This is a genomic window from Brevibacterium sp. UCMA 11754 (assembly GCF_021532275.1).
GTDB lineage: Bacteria > Actinomycetota > Actinomycetes > Actinomycetales > Brevibacteriaceae > Brevibacterium.
Window position 1 is genome coordinate 55,564 of record NZ_JACBOT010000021.1, and the last position, 20,476, is coordinate 76,039.

The window sequence follows — 20,476 nt, forward strand, 5'->3', positions numbered from 1 at the left end:
ACTCAGCGCTTCGAGTCGGGTTCTTCGGACGCGGGTTCGTCGCCGAAGGGATCATCATCCGAGGCACCATCGGTGTCTGCCGACTCTGCGTCTTCCAGAGCATCGACGGAGATTCCCGGCTCTCCGGTCGGAGGGCTCTCCAGGGATGAACCTGTGGCCCCTTCGTCGTACTCGTCGGGGGCCAGGGTCTCCGGCTCGTCCACAGTCTTGGGCTCGTCAGGAGTCCCAGGCTCATCCTGTGCGACGTCACTCGCCTTCTGCTGGTCCCGCGAATCGTCGCCGTCCTCCGGCTCTGCCTCGATCGAGGACTCATCGGCCTCCGGTGCCGTGTCGTCCTCGCCCGCCGAGCGCATCGGAGGGGCCGATGCCACAGGAGTGTCATCGGCTGGCTGCGCAGCTGGCACAGCGGTGTGACCTTCAGTCTTCGACTCGTTCGACTCGGCGGCCTTGAAGTCACCCTTCGTCCCGGTGTCCTTGTCTTCTGTCTCCGGCGGCGCGACGGTGTTGCCGTCTTCGGTGTCGCCGTCTTCGGTGTCGCCAGCTTCGGTGTCCCCCGCCTCGGTGTTGCCGGCTTCGGTGTCATCGAGACTCACACCCGCCTCGGCGGCCAATTGGGAGCGACGTTCAGCGCGTGCCTTCGCACGCTCCTCCTCACTCATCGCCGGCTTCGCCGGAGCGCCACCTTTATTGCTGGGCTTGACGAGCTCCCAGATCAGGAGAACGACGACCATCGTGATTCCGACGGTGGCGCCCATCAGCAGCGAACCCCACGGACGCGGCATCGAGAAGAGGCCGGCGAAGGCGTTGATGCCGAAAAGAGCGCCGATGCCGATGATCAGAGCAACAAGATATCTCATGTTCCCATTGTGCCTTGTCTGCGAACGCAATCAGGTGATGTCGGCACAATACCTATCGTGATGAGTGCGAGTTCGCACGAATTCTGAGCGGCGAGCAGCGACGATGACCTGCCAGCCGTCCTGCGCGAGCGCTGCGGCTGTGGCCGCGCCGATTCCGGACGAAGCTCGGGAGGCGCTCTCACAGCCAGGAAACGCTGTCGTCATAGCCCTTCAACGACTCGCGCGCAACCATCGGGGACCACCAAATCGACCCGCCCCACCCCTGTGCGGATCTGTGCCATGGGTCACAATGGAACCATGAACACGATCGCACAGGACCAATCCCCCAGCTACGACGATGTCATCGCACGCATCGATGCCGATCCTGAAGAATTCTGGCTCGACCAGGCTAAGAGACACATCGACTGGGTCACCGAACCGACTCACGCCGTCGACAACGCGAACGCCCCCATCTACCGCTGGTTCCCCGACGGCGAGCTCAATGTGTGCTTCAACGCCGTCGACCGCCATGTGGCGGCCGGACGCGGAGATCAGGCGGCCATCATCTATGACTCGCCTGTCACCGACACGATTCGCACGATCACGTACTCAGAACTCCTCGGCGAGGTCTCCCGTTTCGCCAGGGCGCTGTCCGACAAGGGCGTGGTCAAGGGCGATCGGGTCATCATCTACATGCCGATGGTCCCCGAGGCCGCTGTCGCCATGCTCGCCTGTGCCCGCATCGGAGCGATCCACTCGGTGGTCTTCGGCGGATTCGCCCCCAACGAGCTGGCTGTTCGCATCGACGACACCTCTCCGAAGGCCGTCATCTCCACCTCATGCGGGGTCGAGAAGAGCCGCATCCTCGAGTACAAGCCCATGGTTGACGAGGCGATCGACATCGCAGAGAACAAACCTGAGTTCACCGTCATCGTCCAACGCCACGAGCACCGCTGCGATATGGGCGAGAACGATCTCGACTACGCCGAACTGCTCGCGAACACCCCCGAGGGCATTGATCCGGTCACCGTCAAGGCCACCGATGAACTCTACGTCCTCTACACCTCCGGCACGACGGGCAAACCGAAGGGCATCGTGCGTGATTCCGGAGGCTACGCGGTGGCATCTGCGTTCTCGATGCCCAATGTCTTCGGACTCAATCCCGGCGACACGATGTTCACCGCATCCGACGTCGGCTGGGTCGTCGGCCACACCTATATCGTCTACGCGCCACTGCTGGCCGGAGTCACTTCGGTCCTGTTCGAGGGCAAACCGATCGGCACTCCCGACGCGGGCACCTTCTTCCGCATCATCGAAGACCACGGGGTCAACGTTCACTTCACGGCGCCGACGGCCATGCGCGTGGTCCGCAAGGAAGATCCGAACGGCGAGCTCATCAAGAAGTACGACCTCTCCAGCCTGCGGGCCTCATTCCTCGCCGGTGAACGCCTCGACCCGGACACCTATGAGTGGACGACGAAGATCCTCGCCGAGGCGACCGGTCGGGACATTCCCGTCGTCGACAACTGGTGGCAGACGGAGACCGGCTGGCCGATCGCGGCCAATCCGCTCGGACTTACTCAGTTCCCCCTCAAAGCCGGGTCTCCGACGAAGCCGGTGCCGGGCTTCCAGGTCGAAGTCCTCGATCCAACCGGTAAGCCGATGCCGGCCGGCGAGGAGGGCCTCATCGTCATGAAGCTGCCCCTGCCACCGGGAACGATGGCCACTGTCTGGGGCGATGACTCCAGATTCGTTTCCTCGTATCTGTCCGCGTTCGACGGCTACTACCTCACCGGCGACTCGGGGTACATCGACGAAGACGGATACGTCTTCGTCATGGGCCGCACCGACGATGTCATCAACGTCGCCGGCCACCGCCTGTCCACGGGCATGATCGAGGCCGTCATCGCCTCCCATCCTGCGGTCACGGAGACCGCCGTGATCGGCGTTCACGATGACACGAAGGGACAGAATCCGCGCGCACTGGTCGTTCTCGGTGATTCCGCCGAGGCGACCGATCCGGATGCGGTCATCGCCGAACTCGTGGCGCTGGTGCGCAAGGAGATTGGCCCCGTCGCTGCCTTCAGACAGGTGGATATCGTCTCTGCCCTGCCGAAGACTCGGTCGGGGAAGATCCTGCGCAAGACGATGCGCGAGATCGCCGACGGAGTCGACTCCCCGGCCGTGCCCTCGACGATTGAGGACCCTGCAGTGCTCGAGGCATTGGAGTCAGTGCTCCAGCGCGGCTGAGCACCGACTGCTCTGCGTCCTTGAGCGTTCAGGACCGGGCACCGCGCTTGTAGCCTGCTGCGAATCCGTGGTCGAAGGCAGCCCCGACCATCCTGCCCATGCCTCGGCGTCGGCTGCCAGCACGGTGGTCATGTCCACGGTGGTTATGACCTCTGTGGTCATGCCCACGGTGGTCGGTGCCGTGTGTGCCTGGTCCACACTCTTCGTGACCGCGGTGGTGGACGAAGCGGCCTTCGTCTGCACTGTCTTCGCCCCATTCCTCGGGTGAGTCCCAGCCACCACGCGAGGCCCACTCACGACGCTGGCCCCGGTCGCGGCGAGGACCGAATCCGTGTCCGAATCCGTGTCCGAACTTAGGTCCGAACCTGGGTCCGAACCTGGGTCCGAACTCGGGTCCGAACTCGGGTCCGAAGCCGCGCCGGCGGGCGAATTCTCCGCGATCATTCCATTCCTCACCCGCGCCCCCTGCATGCCCGCCGAGCGCGTCAACGATTTTGCCGAGATTCTCTGTCAGAGATTCGAGCTCCTCATCCGACAGCGCTTCGTCGACCACGGCATCGACCTGTTCACAGGTCGTCTGACCGCGGCTTCCGAACTCCCCCGCCGCAGCCGCAGCAAAGACCTTTCGGCGCAGCAGGCGGCTCGCCTGCCTGAGAAGGTCCGTCAACTCCGGGGTCTCGTCACGCATTTCGGAATGGCCACCCTCGGCAGGGCCTGCCTCGTCGAATTCGTTTCCATCGTTCATATTCATGCTCTCCTCGCTGGGAATCTCACTTCGATCGTCTGCACGGTCGTCGCGACCTTCTTGGCCGCTGTTGGCGTTGGTGTTCTGTTCGCTGTTGTTGTGCGAGTTCATGTCGTCTCCTTTGCTTGTCATCTGACATGTACATGTAGCTTGACATGCATTTAGGGTGCATGTCAATCAACATGTAAAATCGGAGTATGAGCAATCAGGGAGACAGCGATCAAGGAGACGGCGATCAGGGCGCGGACAATGCCAGTCAGAGGATCGCCGAGGCGCTGACGCGCTTGCAGTGGAGGCGCGGCCCCGGCGGCGGCTCGCGCGGATTCGGACCACCAGGCGGTGCGGCTGGCTTCGGTGGCCATCCCGGGTTCGGCGGTCCCGGACGGGGCGACTTCCCGTTCGGTCGCGGCCGCCATCCCCAAAGCAGCGGGGATGAGCGCCCCCCACAGGGCCCACCCGATCGACACGAAGAGGACGCACGCAGGGACGGGCGTCGCCACGGCAGTGAACACGGTCGGCACGAGGACGAACACGACTGGAAAGGGAGATTCGGCGCCCACTTCGGCGGGCGAGCGCAGCTGCGACTGCTTATCGCCCTTGCTCAGGCCGGCCGATCACTTGGCGTCAGTGCGATCGGCGAGTCCATCGGCGTCGACCAGCCTCGCGCCTCCCGCCTCGTGTCACAGGGCGTCGAACTGGGGCTGCTCCAACGTGAAGCCGATCCCGATGATGCCCGTCGCACTCTCATTGCGCTGACGGAGAAGGGTCGAGTGATCTCGAACAGGTTCCGGGGAGCCCAACGTGAGAGTGTCGACCTGGCCCTTGACGGGTTCACCGATGAGGAGCGTGCGCTCCTGGCTCAGCTGCTCTCACGCTTGGCAGATGCCTGGCCTCGGTGAGGAGCTTTTCGCTTCAGCTTTCGGCGAGAGCCTTGAGCCTCTCAAGCGACGCCAAGAGATTCTCGGACGTCGTCGACTGCGCACGCGGCAGTCGCTGAGGGTCTCTCAATTCGGTCCAGTCATAGGTTTGGCGAACCAGGCTTGAGCGTTCTCCCGTCGCTTCGATCTCCCACGTCCACTTCTGGCCGAACGGTTCACCACCGACTTCGGAGGGCTTCCAGGCGATGAGCCTGCCCTCCTCGAAGGCGACGATATGGTTCTCTCGATCCACGCCTTTGGTCAAAGTAGTGATGAAGGATCCGCCGGCGCTGGTCGGCCGCTGCCCCTGGGCGGCCGTGCCCAGATTGTCGTTGCCGTCCCATTCGGGCTGGCGGACAGGGTCCGCGATGAGCTTGAAGACCTCCGAGGCGGGTGCTGCGATCTCGATTTCCGCACTGACCACCTTGAGCGCTGGGTCGATCGTGTCGAAGATCTTCGCGTCGATGGCGGCAACTGACTCAGTGGGAGCAGCTGAGTTGGATGTCGGTTCGGTCATGGGGTTCCGCCTCTTCGCTGGTGTCCGGTTCCGACGGCAGGTTCGCCCCGCCGTCATGCAGTCGCCGTCAGGATACACAGCTTTTTGCTCCGTCCAGGTATTTCTGTGCCGGTGGACCCGGACCTGGCACTCAGTCCTCGAGTGCCTGTTCCTGACGTTCGGCGCGCAGCTCCGCGGTGCTGAAACGAGTGAAGAGCCGCGAGGAATCGCTGGACAGCGACAGCAGCACTGCGACCTGCATGGCGATCGTCGTCAGCGCGTACATGTTGGTCGCGAGGTCGCGGTCTCCCGTGAAGTAGTTCGTCATCGACACGATCACGGACACCGTGGAAAGAGTCAGGATCCACAGTCGAGCCCGATTGCTGCCGCGGAAAACGGAGATGCTCGCGATCACCTGCAGGCAGCCGATGAGGAGGCTGAGTCCGATGAGAACTCCTGCCACGATCTGTGTTGCGGTTTCATCGGCGAGAGTTTCGATGTCCTCGCTGTAGTCAACGACCTCGGTGCGCAGTCCATCCCAGTCGAGCACTGTGCCCAGCACATCCCACGCCTGAAAGATGAGCAGGACCAGGACGAGGGCGGCACCGACGACCGTCTGCAGCGGCCGCTTGTGCCACAGTGTCTTCGTCACTTCTCTGACCGACCGAGCGTCGGAATAGATCTGAGTCGCATCGAGGGCGAGTTCGAGTCGGTCAGGAGTATCTGTTTCGTCGGCGGCCACCTCGGTGACTTCGATGATCGGGAGATCCCCGTCCGTGATGATCGCGTCCCCACCGCCGTTGCGTGAGTGATAACCAGTCGAGAAGTCCTGAATATGCTGGACGACGATCGCCTCATCGGCCGAAGCCACCGTGTCTACGATGTAGTCACGTTCAACATCGGTGTTCTCTTCGATCTTGTGGGTGAACTGCAGTGTGAACAGAGAGATCCCGACGCTCTTGTCATAGGTGCCCGCCGCCAACCAGTCCGCCTGATGCCCACCGGGCAGCATCCAGCCGGCGGGGCACTTCCAGAACCGCACATGGTGGCGCTGGCCGGGGTCGCCGTCGACCTCCTGCTGATAGGCGAAGTCCTGGCGCCTGCCGAACAGCAGCAGGGGCGACACCGGCGCCTTGGGATAGCTTCGCCGCGTCAGAGTGGACCTGATGATCTCCCAGGTTGAAGCTGGGGTGATGCCATCGGCAAGAATCCAGCCCGCAGCCTTCATCGCGTGATGGATCTGCGTTTCATCACCGCGCCATGCGAGGTTGACCGGGTCACCGAGCAGTCCGTCCGAGGTCCGAGCCCGACCGATGAAATAGTTCGGGACGTAGATCTGAGAGAGGATGCGATGCAGCCGTGGAAGCGCCAGGTACGAGACCACTCCCCAGAACACGAGGAGGGTCAGCACCTGCCACCACCCGAGCGAGAACCCCTCGAGCAGGATCAGCATCGCCAACCACGTTGACGAAGCACCCCCGAAGAGGAAGAAGAGGTAATCGAGAACCCCGGTGACGGTGAAACGGTGGCGCCGGAATGCGAACGGCTGCCTCTGTCGTCGCTGCAAAGAGGCATCCGAGCGGTCGGGCCCAGGTTCGGGCGTCGTTGTTCCGGAGGTCATGGGACAAGTCTAATGATCGCGGCGGCGATTCAGGGTCGCAGTCGCCGTCGCCGCAACCTCAAGATTTTCGTCGGTGCTGAGTTCGGCAATGAAATCATCGACCTCGGCACCTGGAATCTCGATGAGGACCTGCAGCACCCGGAATCGCATAGTCGCCTCTGGCGACCGGGCATGCCGACGCAGATCCGACATGATCCGCGTCGCGACCTCAGCACGCTCCCCTTCTTCCGGGGCGTCGTTGACGAAGGCGGCGAGTGCCTCGGCGGCCTCGATGTCTTTGGGGCCCTCCATCGCGATTTCGAGCAGATCCGCGACTGCAGCGAGATCCCCCATCTGCCCCAGAATGAGTGCGGCGCCGCTGCGCACTTGAAAGTCAGTGTCGCCGAGGCCGGAGTGCAGTGCCTCGGTGATGGTCGCCTCAGCGACGGGCCCGAGCTCGTCCTTCGCTGTATTGCGACGAATCTCGTCGAGCGCCTGAAGCGCGTTGCGACGGACGTCGACGGAGAGGTCGTCCATTCCCTTCGCCAGATAGCGGACCGCTTCGGGCCCCGACTGGGCCAGGGCCCAGCGCATGGCCCCGGCAGCGTTGAGCACTGGTTCGTTGAGAACGGCTGCCGACAGGGACTCCACGGGCACAGTTCCGTCGACGCCGCTTCCCAGTGCCGCCTTATGCCGCTGGATGACGTCGCCGGATTCCAGGGAGCGCAGGAGATCGATGGTCAGCAGCAGTGCCTCCCCATCGGCATGGTGGAGACGGTCGATGCGCTCGAGATGGGAGAGCAGCTCCTGTTCGGCTGCGATGCGTCGCCTCGATGTCTCGACCAGCTCGCGAATCAGACGACTCGGATCGAATGCAGGATCATCGAGGAGAGTCCCGATCTCTGCCAACGACATTCCGAGCTTGCGCAGCCCTTCGATGTGGAAGATGCGTCCGATATCGGCTGCGGAATACTCCCGGTACCCGCTCGAGGTGCGCCCACTGGGATCGATGAGCCCCAAGGATTCATAGTGCCGCAGCATGCGGGCGCTCACGCCTGACCGTTTGGCCACCTCGCCGATCAGCATCAGCACCCCTCTCCCGCCTCCACTATAGACAGGTCACGCTGCCGCGGATGCGCCATCAGCGCATCCAGTTCATGAGAAAGGAGCCCGAGGTGTCGCACGCAGCACTGCGCAAGCTTGCCCCGCCCGGCAGTGCCGCCTCGGTCGACCCTTCCCAAAATCGACCTATGCTGACGCCTCGGACCCCAGTGCGACCACGCGCTTGGCTTCACCCAAGGCGTGAGCGAAGCCGGCGTCCGGGTCGGTGAACATGTCCCGAGTCGCCATGGCGTGTGTCCGCACTGTTTCTTCCTCTGCCTGCAGTCTTCCATCGAGCACTGACACGAGATCCGCACCCAGAGAGACAATGGCTCGGCTGAGACTCTTCTGCGTCTCAATGTCACCCCTCCCAAGCTGTGTGACCAGGGACAATGCCAACCGCTCTCGATCATCACCGGGGACAAGTGTCGCTGCAGCCCTCCATGCACTGCGGGCCACCTCGGTGTCGGCATGAGCGATCAGACTGTCTCCGATAGTTCCCGGGTCCATGGCCTCCCAGCCGCGGGGATCACCGATCTTCGACAATGTGTGCAGTGCCTGACCCTGGGCCTGCGGCACATCGGAGCTCAGCTCGGCGATGAGCAGCGGCACAGTCGCCTCGGCGGGCATCCGAGTGATTGCCCAGGTGAGCATGTCACGGACAAAGAAGTCCGGTTCGATTCTGCACCGCTGAATGAGAACGCCGAGGTGACGGTCCTCGGCAGTGGTTCCGACGGACAGCGCCGCCTGCAGTCGCTGCTGCGGGTTCGACGACGCCAAGGCTGCGATGACGGGCTCCTGGCCCTCATCGGTCTGCGTGGTGCTGTGTGGATTGGTCATTGGTCCCACCTCCTTGAAACCAGTGAAGTCCCTGACACAGTGTCAAGGTCAAGGTCATGGCGAAATGAAAGACCAACATCTCGAGAACTGCCCCGGCGATCAGTCGACGGCAGCAGGACAGCAGGACTGCGAGCTGAAGCAACCCGGCCGCGCAGCTGCTCACTCGCCGTTGGACCAGTGCCCGCGGGATGCCGGGGCACTGCTCGGTGCGCCGCCCCCGCCCGAGCCCGCGTCTGAATTTTCGCCCGACCTGTCGGTGCCGGCGCCTACAAGGACCACTGCGGCGACGACTGCGATGACAACGACCACCATGATGACTACCGCGATCACACCCACCAGGCAACCGAAGAGTCGAGATCTTGGGTTGCGTCGTCTCACGAAGATCATGATCCGATCTTAGACAACACGCTGGTCGGTTCGTCCATAGGAAATGTCGCAGAGTTGGAACATGAAGCATCGCCGCCGACGCACAAAAAATTCTCTTGCGTGACCTTTCTGTGACAAAAGGAACGGCGTGGATACATGCATCCCTCAGTTTGTTGCATTATCGTTATATTCATGGCTGGAACGACTCGACACCGCAAGGGCTCTCGGTCCGTGCTTCGTGGTGCCCTGATCGGTTTCGGGGCAGCGGTGGCGGCCTTGGTCCTTGCCGCCGTCGTCATCATCAACTCACCTGTCTCTTTCGGCTCGACTAAGATCAGGCAGATGCAGATGGCTTCAGTGAATCAACTGACCGAACAACAGATCGACAATGCCCGACTGATCATCGGCATCGGCCGCGGCGGCGACTTCGATGATCGTGCAATCAGAATCGCTCTCATGACCGCGCTCCAGGAATCCTCGCTGCGGAACCTCGACTCGGGTGACCGCGACTCGATCGGTCTGTTCCAGCAGCGCCCTTCGCAGGGTTGGGGTGAACCGGAGCGCCTCAACGACCCCATCTTTGCCACGAAGTCCTTCTACGGAATCAACCCGGACATCGAAAACCCGGGGCTCGTGCAGATCGAAGATTGGCACACGATGCCCCCCACCGAGGCGGCACAGGCCGTCCAACGGTCCGCTTTGCCTGACGCCTATGAGCAGTGGGAGTCTCTGGCCGACGACCTCATCGGCAGTCAGGACGACGTCGATGCGCTGAGCTGAACGGTGAGTTCGCCGCAGAATTTCCGGTAATCTCTATCCATGGCCTCCACTTCAGATTCCACCCCGGTCAATGCCGCAGTCAAGCAGCTCCTGCGCAACCCCGAGGGCAATCTGGAAGCCATCTCAGAGACCGCCGACCTATTCAAGGCACTGGCCACACCGTCGAGGCTGAAGATGTTGTTGGTTCTCGCCCACGGTGAGGCGACAGTGACGCGCATCGTTGAGTCCACCGAGCTTTCGCAGCCGCTGGTCTCCCAGCACCTGAAGTTCCTGCGCGGCCTCCACCTCGTGGGAGTCAACCGAATCGGCCGCGAAGCCTACTACTCGCTCAAGGACGACCACGTCGCTCATATCATCCTCGACGCGCTGGCCCACACCGTCGAAGGTCACGAGCACTGAACGCATCAGTCGTCGGGCCTCGCCCGGCATCATCGTCGTCTGCGCAGCGCCTCCATGCCACCACCGACTACCCAGACGATCACAACGACCAGCACCGCACCGATCCACTGTGCCGGCTGCAGCCGTTCTCCGGCGATGACCGAGCCCAGGACCACCGCCGACAGCGGTTGGAGCAACATGAGAGCGGCGGTCCGCGACACCGACACCAGCGGGCTCGAGATGCTCAGCAGCACCCATGACAGAGCCTGGCCGAAGACGGCCAGCGCCACCATCCACGCCCACCCGTCCCAGCCCAGGTCGAAGTCGAGCCCGCCGAGTGCGACACCGGCGATCGCCGTCATCACTCCCGCAGCAATGGTGCCCACCGCAACGGGGGCGACCAAGAAGGTCGGTGCCGCCTTCCGACTGTGGTGGATGCCGAAGATGTAGACGCCGTAGAGAATTCCGGAGAGCACTCCGAAGATCGCACCGCGCTCCGGGTTCGCCGCTCCCTCATCGGCGCCGAAGACGCCTCCGGTCAGCAGCATGCCGATGATCATGATGGGAATGCACATGATGAACAGCCACCCTGGCCGCGTTCCTCCGAAGACCCATACCAGTGCCGGGAAGACGATGACCTGGACGCTGATGAGGACAGTGGAGACGCCGACTCCAGCATCGAGGACGCTCTGGGCCCACAGCACGTAGTCGATGCCCAGTGCCGCACCCGAGACGCCTGCGACGATGAGTGCCCTGGACGGCAAGAGCCCATGGCGTCGGAGCTCGAGGATCACCAAGGGTGCCAAGACGATGACAGCGATCCAGCAGCGCAGAAATGCCGCGGTCGGGGCACTCGCCTCGGCAAGGATGACGAACAGACCGGCCGAGCCCAGGAGCAGTGCAGACACGATGATGCCCAGTGTCGGCGGCCCTGAGGGCGACGGTTCTGAGGCGGCTGGTGATCCCGAGGACGCAGGCGGCTGTACGGGCGGCTCCTCGCCATGGGCCGCGGCCGAGTTCGGAGTCATCTCATGAAGTCGAGGATCCGGTCGAGCGCCTCGGCGGTCTTGTCCGCACCGACAGCCAGCGACAGCCGAACCGAGCGCGACCCGTTGAGGGAGTCGAAGTCATCACCCGGAGCCAAGGCGACTCCGGTAGCGTCGAGAAGCGCCTGACACCAATCGGTCGCAGTCACGATGTCGTCACTCGACCTCTGCAGGATCTCGTCGATGCGGGCATACATGTAGAACGCCCCATCGGGCGGGGCCATATCGGAGAACCCCAGGTCAGCAGTGGCGTCGAGAACGTGCTTGCGAGCACGGGCGAAGGATTCGACCGCCGCCTCGCATTCGGCATAGGACTCTTCCGTGAAGGCCGCCACGGCCGCATACTGGGCGGGAACCGGGGCACACAGCGACAGATTTCCGGTCACGTTCTGCGCAGCGTGAGTGAGCTCTTCGGGCAGGATCGCCCAGCCGAGTCGCCACCCGGTCATCGCCCAGTACTTCGAGAACGAAGAGATGACGATGGCATTGTCATCATGGGCCAACGCGGTCTCACCACGCGTGCCGATGTAGCTGATGCCGTGATAGATCTCGTCGGAGATCACCTGCACACCGTGTTCGGCGCACCAGGAGATGAGTTCGCCGAGGTGCTCGCCTGAGATCATCGTCCCCGTCGGATTCGCCGGCGAGGCGAGCATGAGTCCCCTGAGTGGTGCCATCGCATGTGCCTGCTCGAGGAGTTCGACGGTCGGTTGGAAGCCATGGTCTCCACCGCAGTCGAGTTCGACGATCTCGCAGTTCAATGCGGCGAGGATGTTCTTGTATGCGCCGTAGCCCGGGCGAGCGAGTGCGACGCGGTCACCTGCGTCGAAGCAGGTCAGGAAGGCCGTTTGGAAAGCACCGGAGGAACCCGTGGTGATGGCGATGCGTTCCGTGGGCACCTCAACGCCGTACCAGTCGCGGTAGTGCCCAGCGATGGCCGTGCGCAGTTCAGGGATGCCGAAGATCGGGGAGTAGCCGAGGTTCGTGCCGTCGGTGACCACCTCGGCGGCTCTCCTGCGCACCGGCCCCGGTGCACCCTGGGTCGGTTCGCCCAGGCACATGGCGATGGTGTCTTGGCCCTGGCGCGACATCTCCTGGACCTTGGCCACGATATTCATGGCGGCGAAGGGCTGGACGAGTCCGGCCCGGTCAGAGACGCGGGGTGCGCTCGTCTGAGTGCTCATGGTCATCGGTCACTTCCTCTCGCGCGGGACGCGTCCCATGAGGTAGAACTCGGGGTTGGGCATCATTCCGCCCACGTGTGCCATGCGGTTGGACAGGCCGAAGAATCCGGTGATGGCACCGATGTCCCAGGCGTCCTCGTCGTCGAATCCGTGTTCGGCCAGGGCCGCGAAGTCAGCGTCGGACAGCGCCCAGGGCTGTGTGCAGACCGTCATCGCGAAGTCGAGCATCGCCATCTGACGGTCGGTGATGTCGGCCTGCCTGTAGTTGACTGCCACCTGGTCTGCGACCAGGGGCTTCTTCTCCATGATCCGCAGCACGGCTCCGTGGGCGACGACGCAGTAGAGGCAGTTGTTGACCGCCGAGGTGGCCGTGACGATCATCTCCCGGTCTCCTTTGCTCAGGTTCCCGGTCTCCTTCTCCATCAGAGCGTCGTAGTAGGCGAAGAATGCGCGGAACTCGTCCGGCCGCCGGGCCAGGGAGAGGAACACGTTGGGCACGAAGCCCGATTTCTCTGACACGGCCAGGATGGTTTCGCGGATATCGTCTTCGACATCGTCGATGTCAGCGTAGGGGTATCGCATACTGCTCATGCTAACCGTCGAAGCAGTTCCTGTGTGCCGCGGGTCACGCGCAGGGCTGGGATGCTGTTGTGCTGAAGGCTAGGGTGAAGAGCAGACAGTAGGCGACGACCAGAAGGAGTGTCAATCATGAGCGATGAGAATACCGGTTCGACAGGTGAGGTCCAGCTCGACAACGGAGTCTTCCGCGTGACCAGGTGGACGATCCAGCCTGATGGAGTCATCCCGATGCACAGACATGAGTATGAGTACGTCGTCATTCCGATGGTCACCGATGCGATGCACGTGCGGAACTCGGATGGAAAGTCGATCGTCGCCGACCTCGAAGCAGGAGTCAGCTACACACGCGCCGCAGGGTCCGAACATGAGGTCTCGAATCCCAACGGGACCGACGACATCGTCTTCGTCGAGGTCGAACGCCTCTGACTGCCCCTTCATGAGGCCGACCGTCCCTGATTGAGCCCTAAGTGGTCATTTTGGACGCATCGCGCTGCTCACGACCGCACCATTTCGACCACCTAAGCGATGTCGGATGCGCGCGTCGCCGTTGGTGTCTGCGCCGCAGCGGGTCTGCGCCGTTGATGCCTGTGCCGCAGCGGGCCCGCATCGCCGCGGTCGGACGAATGCGCGGACAGGCAAACGCTCAGACTGGCACGTCCCAGGTATGGACGGGGTCGCCGGAGGCCTGGTTCGCCACGTAGGCGTCCATCATCTGCTTGAGTCCTTCGCGGCGCTCCGGTGAGTCCGGCGCGCTGTTCGGGGCCAAGCGGTCAAGCATCTTCAGCTGCCAGGTCGCACCGTTGGTCCGCCTCTCGGCCCGACCTTCGATGATCGACATGTATTCATCGATGACGTCCTTGTCGATGCCCAATCGGCTCAGTCCCCTGCGCGCCTGCGGAATGAGAACATCGAGCACGAGGTCCGCGACATCGATGTGGCCGATCTTCGGCCAGGTCACGCGCGCATGGATGCCGTCCTTGGCGCAGGCGAAGAAGTTCTCCTCCGCCTCACTGAAGGACATCCGCGACCACACGGGGCGGTTCTCTCCGACGAGGAATTCGGCCAGACCGTAGTAGAAAGCGGCATCGGCGACCATGTCGACGGGCGTCGGGCCGGCTGGGAGCAGTCGGTTCTCCACGCGGATGTGGGCTCCGGAGTCCGAGGAATCGTAGATGGGTCGGTTCCAGCGCCACACGGTGCCGTTGTGCAGGTTGAGTTCGTAGAGCTTCGGAGCATCGGCCGAGCTGAACTCGACGAAGTCCTTGATCTCGGGCAGCAGCGGTGGGAAGTAGCGAACGTTCTCTTCGAAGAGGTCGAAGACGCTGGTGATCCAGCGCTCCCCGAACCAGACTCGGGGCCGAACTCCCTGATTGACGAGTTCCGGGGTGCGCGTATCGATGGACTGGGTGAACACCGGGATCCGGGATTCGTGCCAGAGTTTGCGACCGACGAACAGTGGGGAGTTCGCACTCATCGCGACCTGGGCTGCTGCGATCGCCTGGGAAGCGTTCCACGCCTCGGCGAACTTGTTGGGTGCGACCTGCAGGTGCAGCTGCATCGAGGTGCAGGATGCTTCCGGGGCGATATCGGAGAATTCGTGCTTGTACTTCTCCTCGCCGTCGAGTTCGATGCGGACGTACTCACCCCGAGCATCGACGATCGAGTTGCTCAGCGCCTCGTAGCGATTCTCTTCGGTGATCCATGTCTCTTCGGTGAGGAACTGGGTGCTCAGGGTCGGCAGAGTCCCGATCGATGCGACCTTCAGCCCTTCCGCCTCGGCGGCCTTCTGGGCCTTGCCCAGCCGGTGCGCCACGCCCGCTTCCAGAGTCTTCAGTCCACGCCCGGCCACTTGCAGCACCGGGTGGTTGAGTTCGAGGTTGAACCCGCCGATCTCCGACTGGTACTCATCATCGAGGCGCTCGAGGACCTTCGTGTTGTTCAGGCTCGGCTGGTTGTCGGAGTCGATGAGGTTGAGTTCGAGCTCCAGACCAATCGTGCCCGCGGACTTGAACTCCGCATGGCGCAGATACGTGTCGAAGAGCTCGAGGTTCTCCGCGAGCTTCTCCCGATACAGCGTGCGTTCTTCCGGCGTGTACCGCTTGGAATTGACTGCCTCACCCATGGGTCAAGCAAACCACAGACTGACCCGGTCTGCGCGTGTACGAAGTCCGACTTTTCTCGGCCCGGATAAGGCTGAGTCACGTCGCATCATGCGGACGCCGCAACCGCCCTTGCCGGCCACATCGTAGAATCGGCGCATGACCACCTCACTGTCCTCAGATCTCCAGTCCGCTGACCTCGTATCGAAGGCCACCGACCGCCTCCCCCTCATCCTCGATGACATCAGACGCGTCATCACGAAGGAGACGCCGTCGCACGACAAAGCAGCCGTGGCCGCGGGTGCCCAGGATTTCGTCGAACTGCTGCGCGAACGCCTCGGGGCCACCGCCGAGGTCATCACCGTCGATGACACCGCCCATGTGCGCCTGCGCTTCGGCTCGGGCCCGGCCCGCGTCGTCCTTCTCAACCATCAGGACACGGTGTGGCCGCACGGGACCTTGGACCGCAAGCCCTTCTCCACCGACGAGGGGACTCTGCGCGGGCCGGGCAGCTTCGACATGCTCACCGGGGCGATCATGAGCATCCACGCGAGCGCGATTCTGCGCGAGCACCTCGGCGAGGGGGCCCTTGAAGGACTGTCGATTCTGGTCACCGGTGATGAGGAGATCGGGTCGATCTCCTCATCCGATCTCATTCGCGCCGAGGCGGCCGAGGCGAAGGCCGTGTATGTGATGGAGGCGAGCGCCGGCGGTGCGCTCAAGCTCGAGCGCAAGGGCACGAGCAACTACGTCCTCGTCTTCAAAGGCAAGGCCTCTCACGCCGGGCTCGAACCGGAGAAGGGGATCAATGCGGGCATGGCGCTGGCCCTGCACCTGCCCCTTGTCGCAGATCTTGCCGATGCTTCAGCGGGCACCTCTGTGGTCCCGACCGTGATCAGTGCGGGCACCACCTCGAACACGGTTCCCGCCGAGGCGCGCGTTGATGTGGATGTACGTGCACGCACGGCCGCCGAACTCGATCGAGTCGATGCAGCCATGCGTGAACTCGCCACCCGCCCGCAGCTGGAAGGATCGTCGATCGAGGTCATCGGCGGAATCAACCGTCCGCCGTTCGAACGTGAGCAGTCGGCTGAACTCTTCGATCGTGCCACTGCTCTGGCTGCTGAACTCGGCCTGCCCGCTCCGGAGGGCGTGTCCGTGGGCGGCGCTTCGGACGGCAACTTCACCGCCGGTGACGGCATTGCGACACTTGACGGCCTGGGTGCCGTGGGCGATGGTGCGCATGCCGAGCACGAGCACGCGGTCATCGCTGAGATCGCCCCGCGCACAGCCCTGCTCGCGGCCCTCATCGCCGATCAGCTGCAGGCCGAATCCACTGGTCAGCTGCAGGGCTGAGACGCGCCTTCGGCCGCAGGGCTGAAGCGAGCCTCAGCGCGCAGCGCTGATTCGGTCGATCACCTGACCGGATAGCCCGCGACCCGCATGTCCTCCGGGTTCTTCGTGCTGAAGAGCCAGTCGCGGAAATGCGGGTCGGGAACGATCTCGTCATGAGCACTGAGGTGATCGTCGCCGACGAGGTAGTAATGGTAGTCGAAGCGGTCGAGGATGCGCATCAGCTGCTCGGGCTGCGCCCGGTCATCGAGGACCTCGCACAGGATGTCCGGCTGCAGTGTGCCCAACAGTTCCCGACCGTTGCCGAGGACGTCGTTCTCCGCACCTTCCACATCGATCTTCACAGTCACCTGCGGACGGCCGGGCGGCAGATCCGGGAGGAGCTCGTCGAGCGAGGTGAAGCGCACCTGCGCACCGGAGTCGAAGTCCATGCCAGTCCCATAGAACGACGGCAATGCCGATCCCCCGTCGCCAGTGGGCACCTGCATCGTGGTGCCGGGCTTGCCGACGCCCGTCGGATGAACAGTCACCCGATCGCCGAGGTGGTTGCGCGCTACGTTCTTCTCCAACCCGGTGACGACGGCGGGGATGATCTCGAACGAGTGGGCAACGGCAGTCTGATTCGCGGCCAGCACCGCCATCGTGAAGACCCCGGTGTAGGCGCCGATGTCGAGGAACACGTCCGCGTCGCGGGAGAGTTCGACCATGAGGTCGAGCGCGAAGGCGTCCTCTGCCTCCGTCCGGCGGCCTTTGCCCCAGTAGAATTCCTTGGCGATCTCGCAGCGGAACGGATCGACGAGGTAGAAGCCTGCGCCTCCGGCACGACCGCGGACCTCGGTGAGTCCGATCGGTGCGGGCAGCCTGCCGACCTTGATGCCGTTGATGTGGGGCGCCACCGTCCTCAGCATCGGGTGGAGATACGGCTGCGCAAGTGCAGCCTTGACTGGCAGTTTGAGTCCGAACCACTTCTGCTTCCGGCCTTTGAGCGACCGCAGGTAGTCGTTCACGTAGCTCTCCCTTAAGTTGAGCGGGATCTTTGACTCACAGTACCAATGTCGGGCGCACGCGCTCCAGCGGCAGACCGGCGCGTGAGACGGGTGTAGCGTGCCGCAGATGGCCACAAGGAATCCTGTCGATACTCCAATGCCCGCCGAGGCGGTCCTGCCAGTGGTTATAGGCTGGGTCATAGGATCATCAGCCCCGAACACAAAGAAGGTGCATGGCGCATGAAACTCAAGTCGATCACTCTCCACCAGGTATCCATTCCCCTCGTCACCCCCTTCGAGACCTCATTCATGCGGGAGACGGAGAAGGACTGCTACCTCGTCGAGGCCACCTTCGACACCCCGAAGGGTGAGATCACGGGCTGGGGTGAGTCGGTCGCGATGATCTCCCCGCTCTACTCTTCTGAGTACGTGGCTTCGGGCATCGATGTGACGAAGCGGTGGCTGGCTCCGATCCTCTTCGACGTCGACGATCTGACTGCGGAGACCGTGTCCTGGCATCTGCGACACGTGATCGGTCACCCGATGGCGAAGTCGGCGCTGGAGATGGCGGTCATCGAGGCCCAGCTCAAGCTCAACGACCAGTCCTTCAAGACCTACCTGGGCGGCGTCGTCGACTCCGTCCCCTCCGGAGTCTCCGTGGGCATCCAGGACTCTGTCGAAGAGACGGTCAGAGTCATCGGCGGATATCTGGACGGGGGATATGCCCGCATCAAACTCAAGATCAAGCCGGGTAAGGATATTGCCCCGATCGCCGCGGTGCGCAAGGCCTTCGGCGATGACTTCGGCTTCCAGGTCGATGCCAACGCCGCCTACACCCTCGTCGATGCCTCCCACCTGCGCAGGCTCGACGAGTACGGCCTCCTCCTCATCGAACAGCCCTTGGGCGAGGCCGACATCCGCCAGCACGGCGAGCTCGCGAAGCTGATGGAGACCCCGATGTGTCTGGACGAGTCGATCGACTCCGCTGAAGCCGCCGCCGATGCCATCTCCATGGGTGCGGCAGCCGTCATCAACATCAAGCCTGGGCGGGTGGGCGGCTTCATCGAAGCGAAGAAGATCCATGATCTCTGCGCCGCTCATGGTGTAGCAGTCTGGCACGGCGGAATGGTCGAGACCGGTTTGGGCCGTGCCGCCAATGCCGCACTGGCATCACTGCCCGGCTTCACCTTGCCCGGAGACATCTCCGGATCGAATCGCTTCTTCCACGAGGACATCACCGAAGAGATCGTCATGTACGACGGCAAGGTCGACGTGCCCACAGGCGTCGGCTTCGGCGTGTCGATCGACCCCGCGAGGCTCGAGAAGTTCCGCACCGACTCGCTGCAGATCCTGCCGCAGAGCTGAGCCGCGGCGGCTGACGGCCTCAGGTGTGGGTGTGCGTCTCCTGGGCCGCGTCCTTCGCCGAAAGAGCCCTTCGCCGAAAGAGCCCATCGCCGAATAGGCAAACGGTTGGTAACTCCCGGTCGACGAGAGCGAGATTTTCGACCAGGACTTACCAACTGTCGTGCGCCAGCCCCTACTGTCCCAGACCCACGACTCCGATCATCACAGGGACGATGATGCCCTCGTCCAGTCGGGAGTCGAGGTAATCGCAGATGGCCGAATCCGTGCCGGGCAGCAATGCAACCCGTCCATGGTTCGGCACCTGACATCGCGGGGCAGGGAGTCTCCAATCAGCTCGAGGCCATCCACGCGAAGACTTCGCTTCCGCCCTCTGCGAAGTGAACCCTGCGGGCAAAGCCACAGAACGAGCTGAGCCTCCTCCCGGGGACGGCCTCAGGTGTGGGTGTGCGTCTCTTGGGCCGCGTCCTTCGCCCTGTCGAACTGGAACGTCGAGTGTTCGATCGCGACCTTGAAGTGCTCAGCCAGGCACTCCTGGAGCGCGGTGAGTATTCGCGGGGCATGACCGTCGTAGAAGCATTCGTCGGCGAGGACCACGTGGGCGGTGAGCACAGGGAGGTTCGAATCGATGCGCGTCACGTGAAGGTCGTGGACCTCTTGGACGTGCTCGACTCCTTCAATGTGCATCTTGACCTTGTCGAGGTCGAGTTCCCTGGGGGCGACTTCAAGCAAGATCGATCCGGTCTCCTTCAGGATGGAGAAGGCTCTGGGGACGATCAGCGCGGCGATGAACAGAGCCGCCACGGCATCGGCGCGGGTCCAGTCGAAGAGCCAGATGGAGACGGCGGCAAGGATGACGGCGACGGACCCCAACGCATCGGCGATGACCTCGAGAAACGCGGCCTTGAGGTTGAGCGACTGCTCTTTGGAGGAACTGAGGATGATGATCGACACGATATTGCCGAGAAGTCCGACGACACCGAAGAACAACAGTTCCGGGCCCGGCACCTCCGGAGGGACGAAGAAGCGACGGATGCCCTCGATGAGGCTGTAGACGCCGAGTCCCAGCAGCAGAGTCGCCTGCGCTCCGGCAGCAAGCACCTCGGCTCGGCGAAACCCCCAGGTCTTCTGACCCTTCGGCGGCCTGCGGACCAGGGTGGCGGCGAAGAGTGCGATCCCGATGCCGATGAGGTCGACGGAATTATGTCCGGTGTCTATCAGCAGCGCCAGACTGCCCGTCATGATCGAGCCGATCACCTGGAAGACGAAGATCACCAGGACGATGCCGAATACGATCGCCAAGCGTCGACGCGATCCTGAACCGTGCGAGTGGTCATGTGCCATGGGAACCTCCTACACAATCACATTAACATATGCGCATGTCTTTATGAATGTGTGTGTCATCACGAGAGCCCAGGGCGTGCCGGTGCCCGCCGCCCATCCCGCTCCAACTTCCAATTGCCGCCGAGGCGGGCCGGGCAGCGGACGCGTACGCAGACGCAGAATGCGTGCGTGCCCGGCAGCAACTGCCGAGCACGCACGCATCAATTCTGCACTG

At 63.2% G+C, this 20,476-nt stretch carries 20 protein-coding genes; 7 read left to right on the forward strand and 13 right to left on the reverse strand.

The features are described 5' to 3' along the window. Positions 1-2: 2 nt before the first annotated feature. Positions 3-857: a hypothetical protein gene (locus HX613_RS09280; RefSeq protein ID WP_235345063.1), complete on the reverse strand. Its 855-nt coding sequence runs from the start codon at positions 855-857 to the stop codon at positions 3-5. Between the two features lie 297 nt (positions 858-1,154). Here HX613_RS09280 and HX613_RS09285 point away from each other — a divergent pair, with 297 nt between their 5' ends. Beyond that, positions 1,155-3,086: an acetate--CoA ligase gene (locus tag HX613_RS09285; protein WP_235345064.1), complete on the forward strand. Its 1,932-nt coding sequence runs from the start codon at positions 1,155-1,157 to the stop codon at positions 3,084-3,086. Positions 3,087-3,114: 28 nt separating this feature from the next. On the opposite strand, the gene HX613_RS09290 is transcribed toward HX613_RS09285, so the two are convergent. Beyond that, a complete protein-coding gene (locus tag HX613_RS09290) occupies positions 3,115-3,942 on the reverse strand; it encodes a hypothetical protein (protein WP_235345065.1) in 828 nt (275 codons plus the stop codon). A gap of 86 nt (positions 3,943-4,028) precedes the next feature. Here HX613_RS09290 and HX613_RS09295 point away from each other — a divergent pair, with 86 nt between their 5' ends. Next, positions 4,029-4,730, forward strand: a complete 702-nt coding sequence (locus tag HX613_RS09295) for a MarR family winged helix-turn-helix transcriptional regulator (protein WP_235345066.1) — start codon at positions 4,029-4,031, stop codon at positions 4,728-4,730. Positions 4,731-4,743: 13 nt separating this feature from the next. Here HX613_RS09295 and HX613_RS09300 read toward each other — a convergent pair whose 3' ends face one another. From HX613_RS09300 to HX613_RS09320, 5 genes are all read right to left on the reverse strand, one after another. Next, complete coding sequence (locus HX613_RS09300; RefSeq protein WP_235345068.1) at positions 4,744-5,265, reverse strand: SRPBCC family protein; 522 nt, start codon at positions 5,263-5,265, stop codon at positions 4,744-4,746. A gap of 130 nt (positions 5,266-5,395) precedes the next feature. After that, a complete protein-coding gene (locus HX613_RS09305) occupies positions 5,396-6,865 on the reverse strand; it encodes an LssY C-terminal domain-containing protein (RefSeq protein ID WP_235345069.1) in 1,470 nt (489 codons plus the stop codon). 9 nt (positions 6,866-6,874) lie between these two features. After that, positions 6,875-7,930 (reverse strand): MerR family transcriptional regulator, encoded by a 1,056-nt coding sequence (locus tag HX613_RS09310; protein WP_235345070.1) that lies wholly within the window; start codon positions 7,928-7,930, stop codon positions 6,875-6,877. 162 nt (positions 7,931-8,092) lie between these two features. Beyond that, positions 8,093-8,785, reverse strand: coding sequence for a HEAT repeat domain-containing protein (locus tag HX613_RS09315; RefSeq protein ID WP_235345071.1), 693 nt, complete (start codon positions 8,783-8,785; stop codon positions 8,093-8,095). Positions 8,786-8,944: 159 nt separating this feature from the next. Next, positions 8,945-9,172: a hypothetical protein gene (locus HX613_RS09320; RefSeq protein ID WP_235345072.1), complete on the reverse strand. Its 228-nt coding sequence runs from the start codon at positions 9,170-9,172 to the stop codon at positions 8,945-8,947. A gap of 171 nt (positions 9,173-9,343) precedes the next feature. Here HX613_RS09320 and HX613_RS09325 point away from each other — a divergent pair, with 171 nt between their 5' ends. Both HX613_RS09325 and HX613_RS09330 read left to right on the forward strand, forming a co-directional pair. Then, entirely contained in the window at positions 9,344-9,931 is a 588-nt protein-coding gene (locus tag HX613_RS09325; protein ID WP_235345073.1) for a peptidoglycan-binding protein, read from the forward strand. 39 nt (positions 9,932-9,970) lie between these two features. Further along, positions 9,971-10,330, forward strand: coding sequence for an ArsR/SmtB family transcription factor (locus HX613_RS09330; RefSeq protein WP_235345074.1), 360 nt, complete (start codon positions 9,971-9,973; stop codon positions 10,328-10,330). 29 nt (positions 10,331-10,359) lie between these two features. On the opposite strand, the gene HX613_RS09335 is transcribed toward HX613_RS09330, so the two are convergent. Genes HX613_RS09335 through HX613_RS09345 form a run of 3 tightly spaced genes read right to left on the reverse strand, consistent with a single transcriptional unit; the run spans position 10,360 to position 13,130 of the window. After that, positions 10,360-11,337 (reverse strand): DMT family transporter, encoded by a 978-nt coding sequence (locus HX613_RS09335; protein WP_235345075.1) that lies wholly within the window; start codon positions 11,335-11,337, stop codon positions 10,360-10,362. Further along, positions 11,334-12,539: a pyridoxal phosphate-dependent aminotransferase gene (locus HX613_RS09340; RefSeq protein WP_235345076.1), complete on the reverse strand. Its 1,206-nt coding sequence runs from the start codon at positions 12,537-12,539 to the stop codon at positions 11,334-11,336. The genes HX613_RS09335 and HX613_RS09340 overlap by 4 nt, the downstream gene beginning before the upstream one ends. Before the next feature lie 9 nt (positions 12,540-12,548). Beyond that, on the reverse strand, positions 12,549-13,130 hold the full coding sequence (locus HX613_RS09345) for a peroxidase-related enzyme (protein WP_235345077.1): 582 nt from the start codon (positions 13,128-13,130) through the stop codon (positions 12,549-12,551). A gap of 117 nt (positions 13,131-13,247) precedes the next feature. Between HX613_RS09345 and HX613_RS09350 the strand changes: the two genes are divergently transcribed. Further along, the gene (locus tag HX613_RS09350; RefSeq protein WP_235345078.1) at positions 13,248-13,544 is read left to right on the forward strand and encodes a cupin; all 297 of its coding nucleotides are present in this window, start codon (positions 13,248-13,250) and stop codon (positions 13,542-13,544) included. Positions 13,545-13,761: 217 nt separating this feature from the next. Here the strand turns inward: HX613_RS09350 and HX613_RS09355 are convergent, their stop codons facing one another. Next, complete coding sequence (locus HX613_RS09355; protein ID WP_235345079.1) at positions 13,762-15,240, reverse strand: glutamate-cysteine ligase family protein; 1,479 nt, start codon at positions 15,238-15,240, stop codon at positions 13,762-13,764. Positions 15,241-15,376: 136 nt separating this feature from the next. Here HX613_RS09355 and HX613_RS09360 point away from each other — a divergent pair, with 136 nt between their 5' ends. Continuing rightward, a complete protein-coding gene (locus tag HX613_RS09360; RefSeq protein ID WP_235345080.1) occupies positions 15,377-16,573 on the forward strand; it encodes a M20 family metallopeptidase in 1,197 nt (398 codons plus the stop codon). Positions 16,574-16,632: 59 nt separating this feature from the next. On the opposite strand, the gene HX613_RS09365 is transcribed toward HX613_RS09360, so the two are convergent. Then, the gene (locus HX613_RS09365) at positions 16,633-17,577 is read right to left on the reverse strand and encodes an FkbM family methyltransferase (RefSeq protein WP_235345081.1); all 945 of its coding nucleotides are present in this window, start codon (positions 17,575-17,577) and stop codon (positions 16,633-16,635) included. Between the two features lie 219 nt (positions 17,578-17,796). On the opposite strand from HX613_RS09365, the gene menC reads away from it, so the two are divergent. After that, complete coding sequence (menC, locus tag HX613_RS09370; protein ID WP_235345082.1) at positions 17,797-18,921, forward strand: o-succinylbenzoate synthase; 1,125 nt, start codon at positions 17,797-17,799, stop codon at positions 18,919-18,921. Between the two features lie 432 nt (positions 18,922-19,353). Here the strand turns inward: menC and HX613_RS09375 are convergent, their stop codons facing one another. Continuing rightward, complete coding sequence (locus tag HX613_RS09375; protein ID WP_235345083.1) at positions 19,354-20,262, reverse strand: cation diffusion facilitator family transporter; 909 nt, start codon at positions 20,260-20,262, stop codon at positions 19,354-19,356. Positions 20,263-20,476 lie beyond the last annotated feature (214 nt).

Coding starts and splice junctions, on each gene's coding strand:
- HX613_RS09280 (WP_235345063.1), bottom strand. CDS start 857: ATGAGATATCTTGTTGCTCTGATCATCGGCATCGGCGCTCTTTTCGGC.
- HX613_RS09285 (WP_235345064.1), top strand. CDS start 1,155: ATGAACACGATCGCACAGGACCAATCCCCCAGCTACGACGATGTCATC.
- HX613_RS09290 (WP_235345065.1), bottom strand. CDS start 3,942: ATGAACTCGCACAACAACAGCGAACAGAACACCAACGCCAACAGCGGC.
- HX613_RS09295 (WP_235345066.1), top strand. CDS start 4,029: ATGAGCAATCAGGGAGACAGCGATCAAGGAGACGGCGATCAGGGCGCG.
- HX613_RS09300 (WP_235345068.1), bottom strand. CDS start 5,265: ATGACCGAACCGACATCCAACTCAGCTGCTCCCACTGAGTCAGTTGCC.
- HX613_RS09305 (WP_235345069.1), bottom strand. CDS start 6,865: ATGACCTCCGGAACAACGACGCCCGAACCTGGGCCCGACCGCTCGGAT.
- HX613_RS09310 (WP_235345070.1), bottom strand. CDS start 7,930: ATGCTGATCGGCGAGGTGGCCAAACGGTCAGGCGTGAGCGCCCGCATG.
- HX613_RS09315 (WP_235345071.1), bottom strand. CDS start 8,785: ATGACCAATCCACACAGCACCACGCAGACCGATGAGGGCCAGGAGCCC.
- HX613_RS09320 (WP_235345072.1), bottom strand. CDS start 9,172: ATGATCTTCGTGAGACGACGCAACCCAAGATCTCGACTCTTCGGTTGC.
- HX613_RS09325 (WP_235345073.1), top strand. CDS start 9,344: ATGGCTGGAACGACTCGACACCGCAAGGGCTCTCGGTCCGTGCTTCGT.
- HX613_RS09330 (WP_235345074.1), top strand. CDS start 9,971: ATGGCCTCCACTTCAGATTCCACCCCGGTCAATGCCGCAGTCAAGCAG.
- HX613_RS09335 (WP_235345075.1), bottom strand. CDS start 11,337: ATGACTCCGAACTCGGCCGCGGCCCATGGCGAGGAGCCGCCCGTACAG.
- HX613_RS09340 (WP_235345076.1), bottom strand. CDS start 12,539: ATGAGCACTCAGACGAGCGCACCCCGCGTCTCTGACCGGGCCGGACTC.
- HX613_RS09345 (WP_235345077.1), bottom strand. CDS start 13,130: ATGAGCAGTATGCGATACCCCTACGCTGACATCGACGATGTCGAAGAC.
- HX613_RS09350 (WP_235345078.1), top strand. CDS start 13,248: ATGAGCGATGAGAATACCGGTTCGACAGGTGAGGTCCAGCTCGACAAC.
- HX613_RS09355 (WP_235345079.1), bottom strand. CDS start 15,240: ATGGGTGAGGCAGTCAATTCCAAGCGGTACACGCCGGAAGAACGCACG.
- HX613_RS09360 (WP_235345080.1), top strand. CDS start 15,377: ATGACCACCTCACTGTCCTCAGATCTCCAGTCCGCTGACCTCGTATCG.
- menC (WP_235345082.1), top strand. CDS start 17,797: ATGAAACTCAAGTCGATCACTCTCCACCAGGTATCCATTCCCCTCGTC.
- HX613_RS09375 (WP_235345083.1), bottom strand. CDS start 20,262: ATGGCACATGACCACTCGCACGGTTCAGGATCGCGTCGACGCTTGGCG.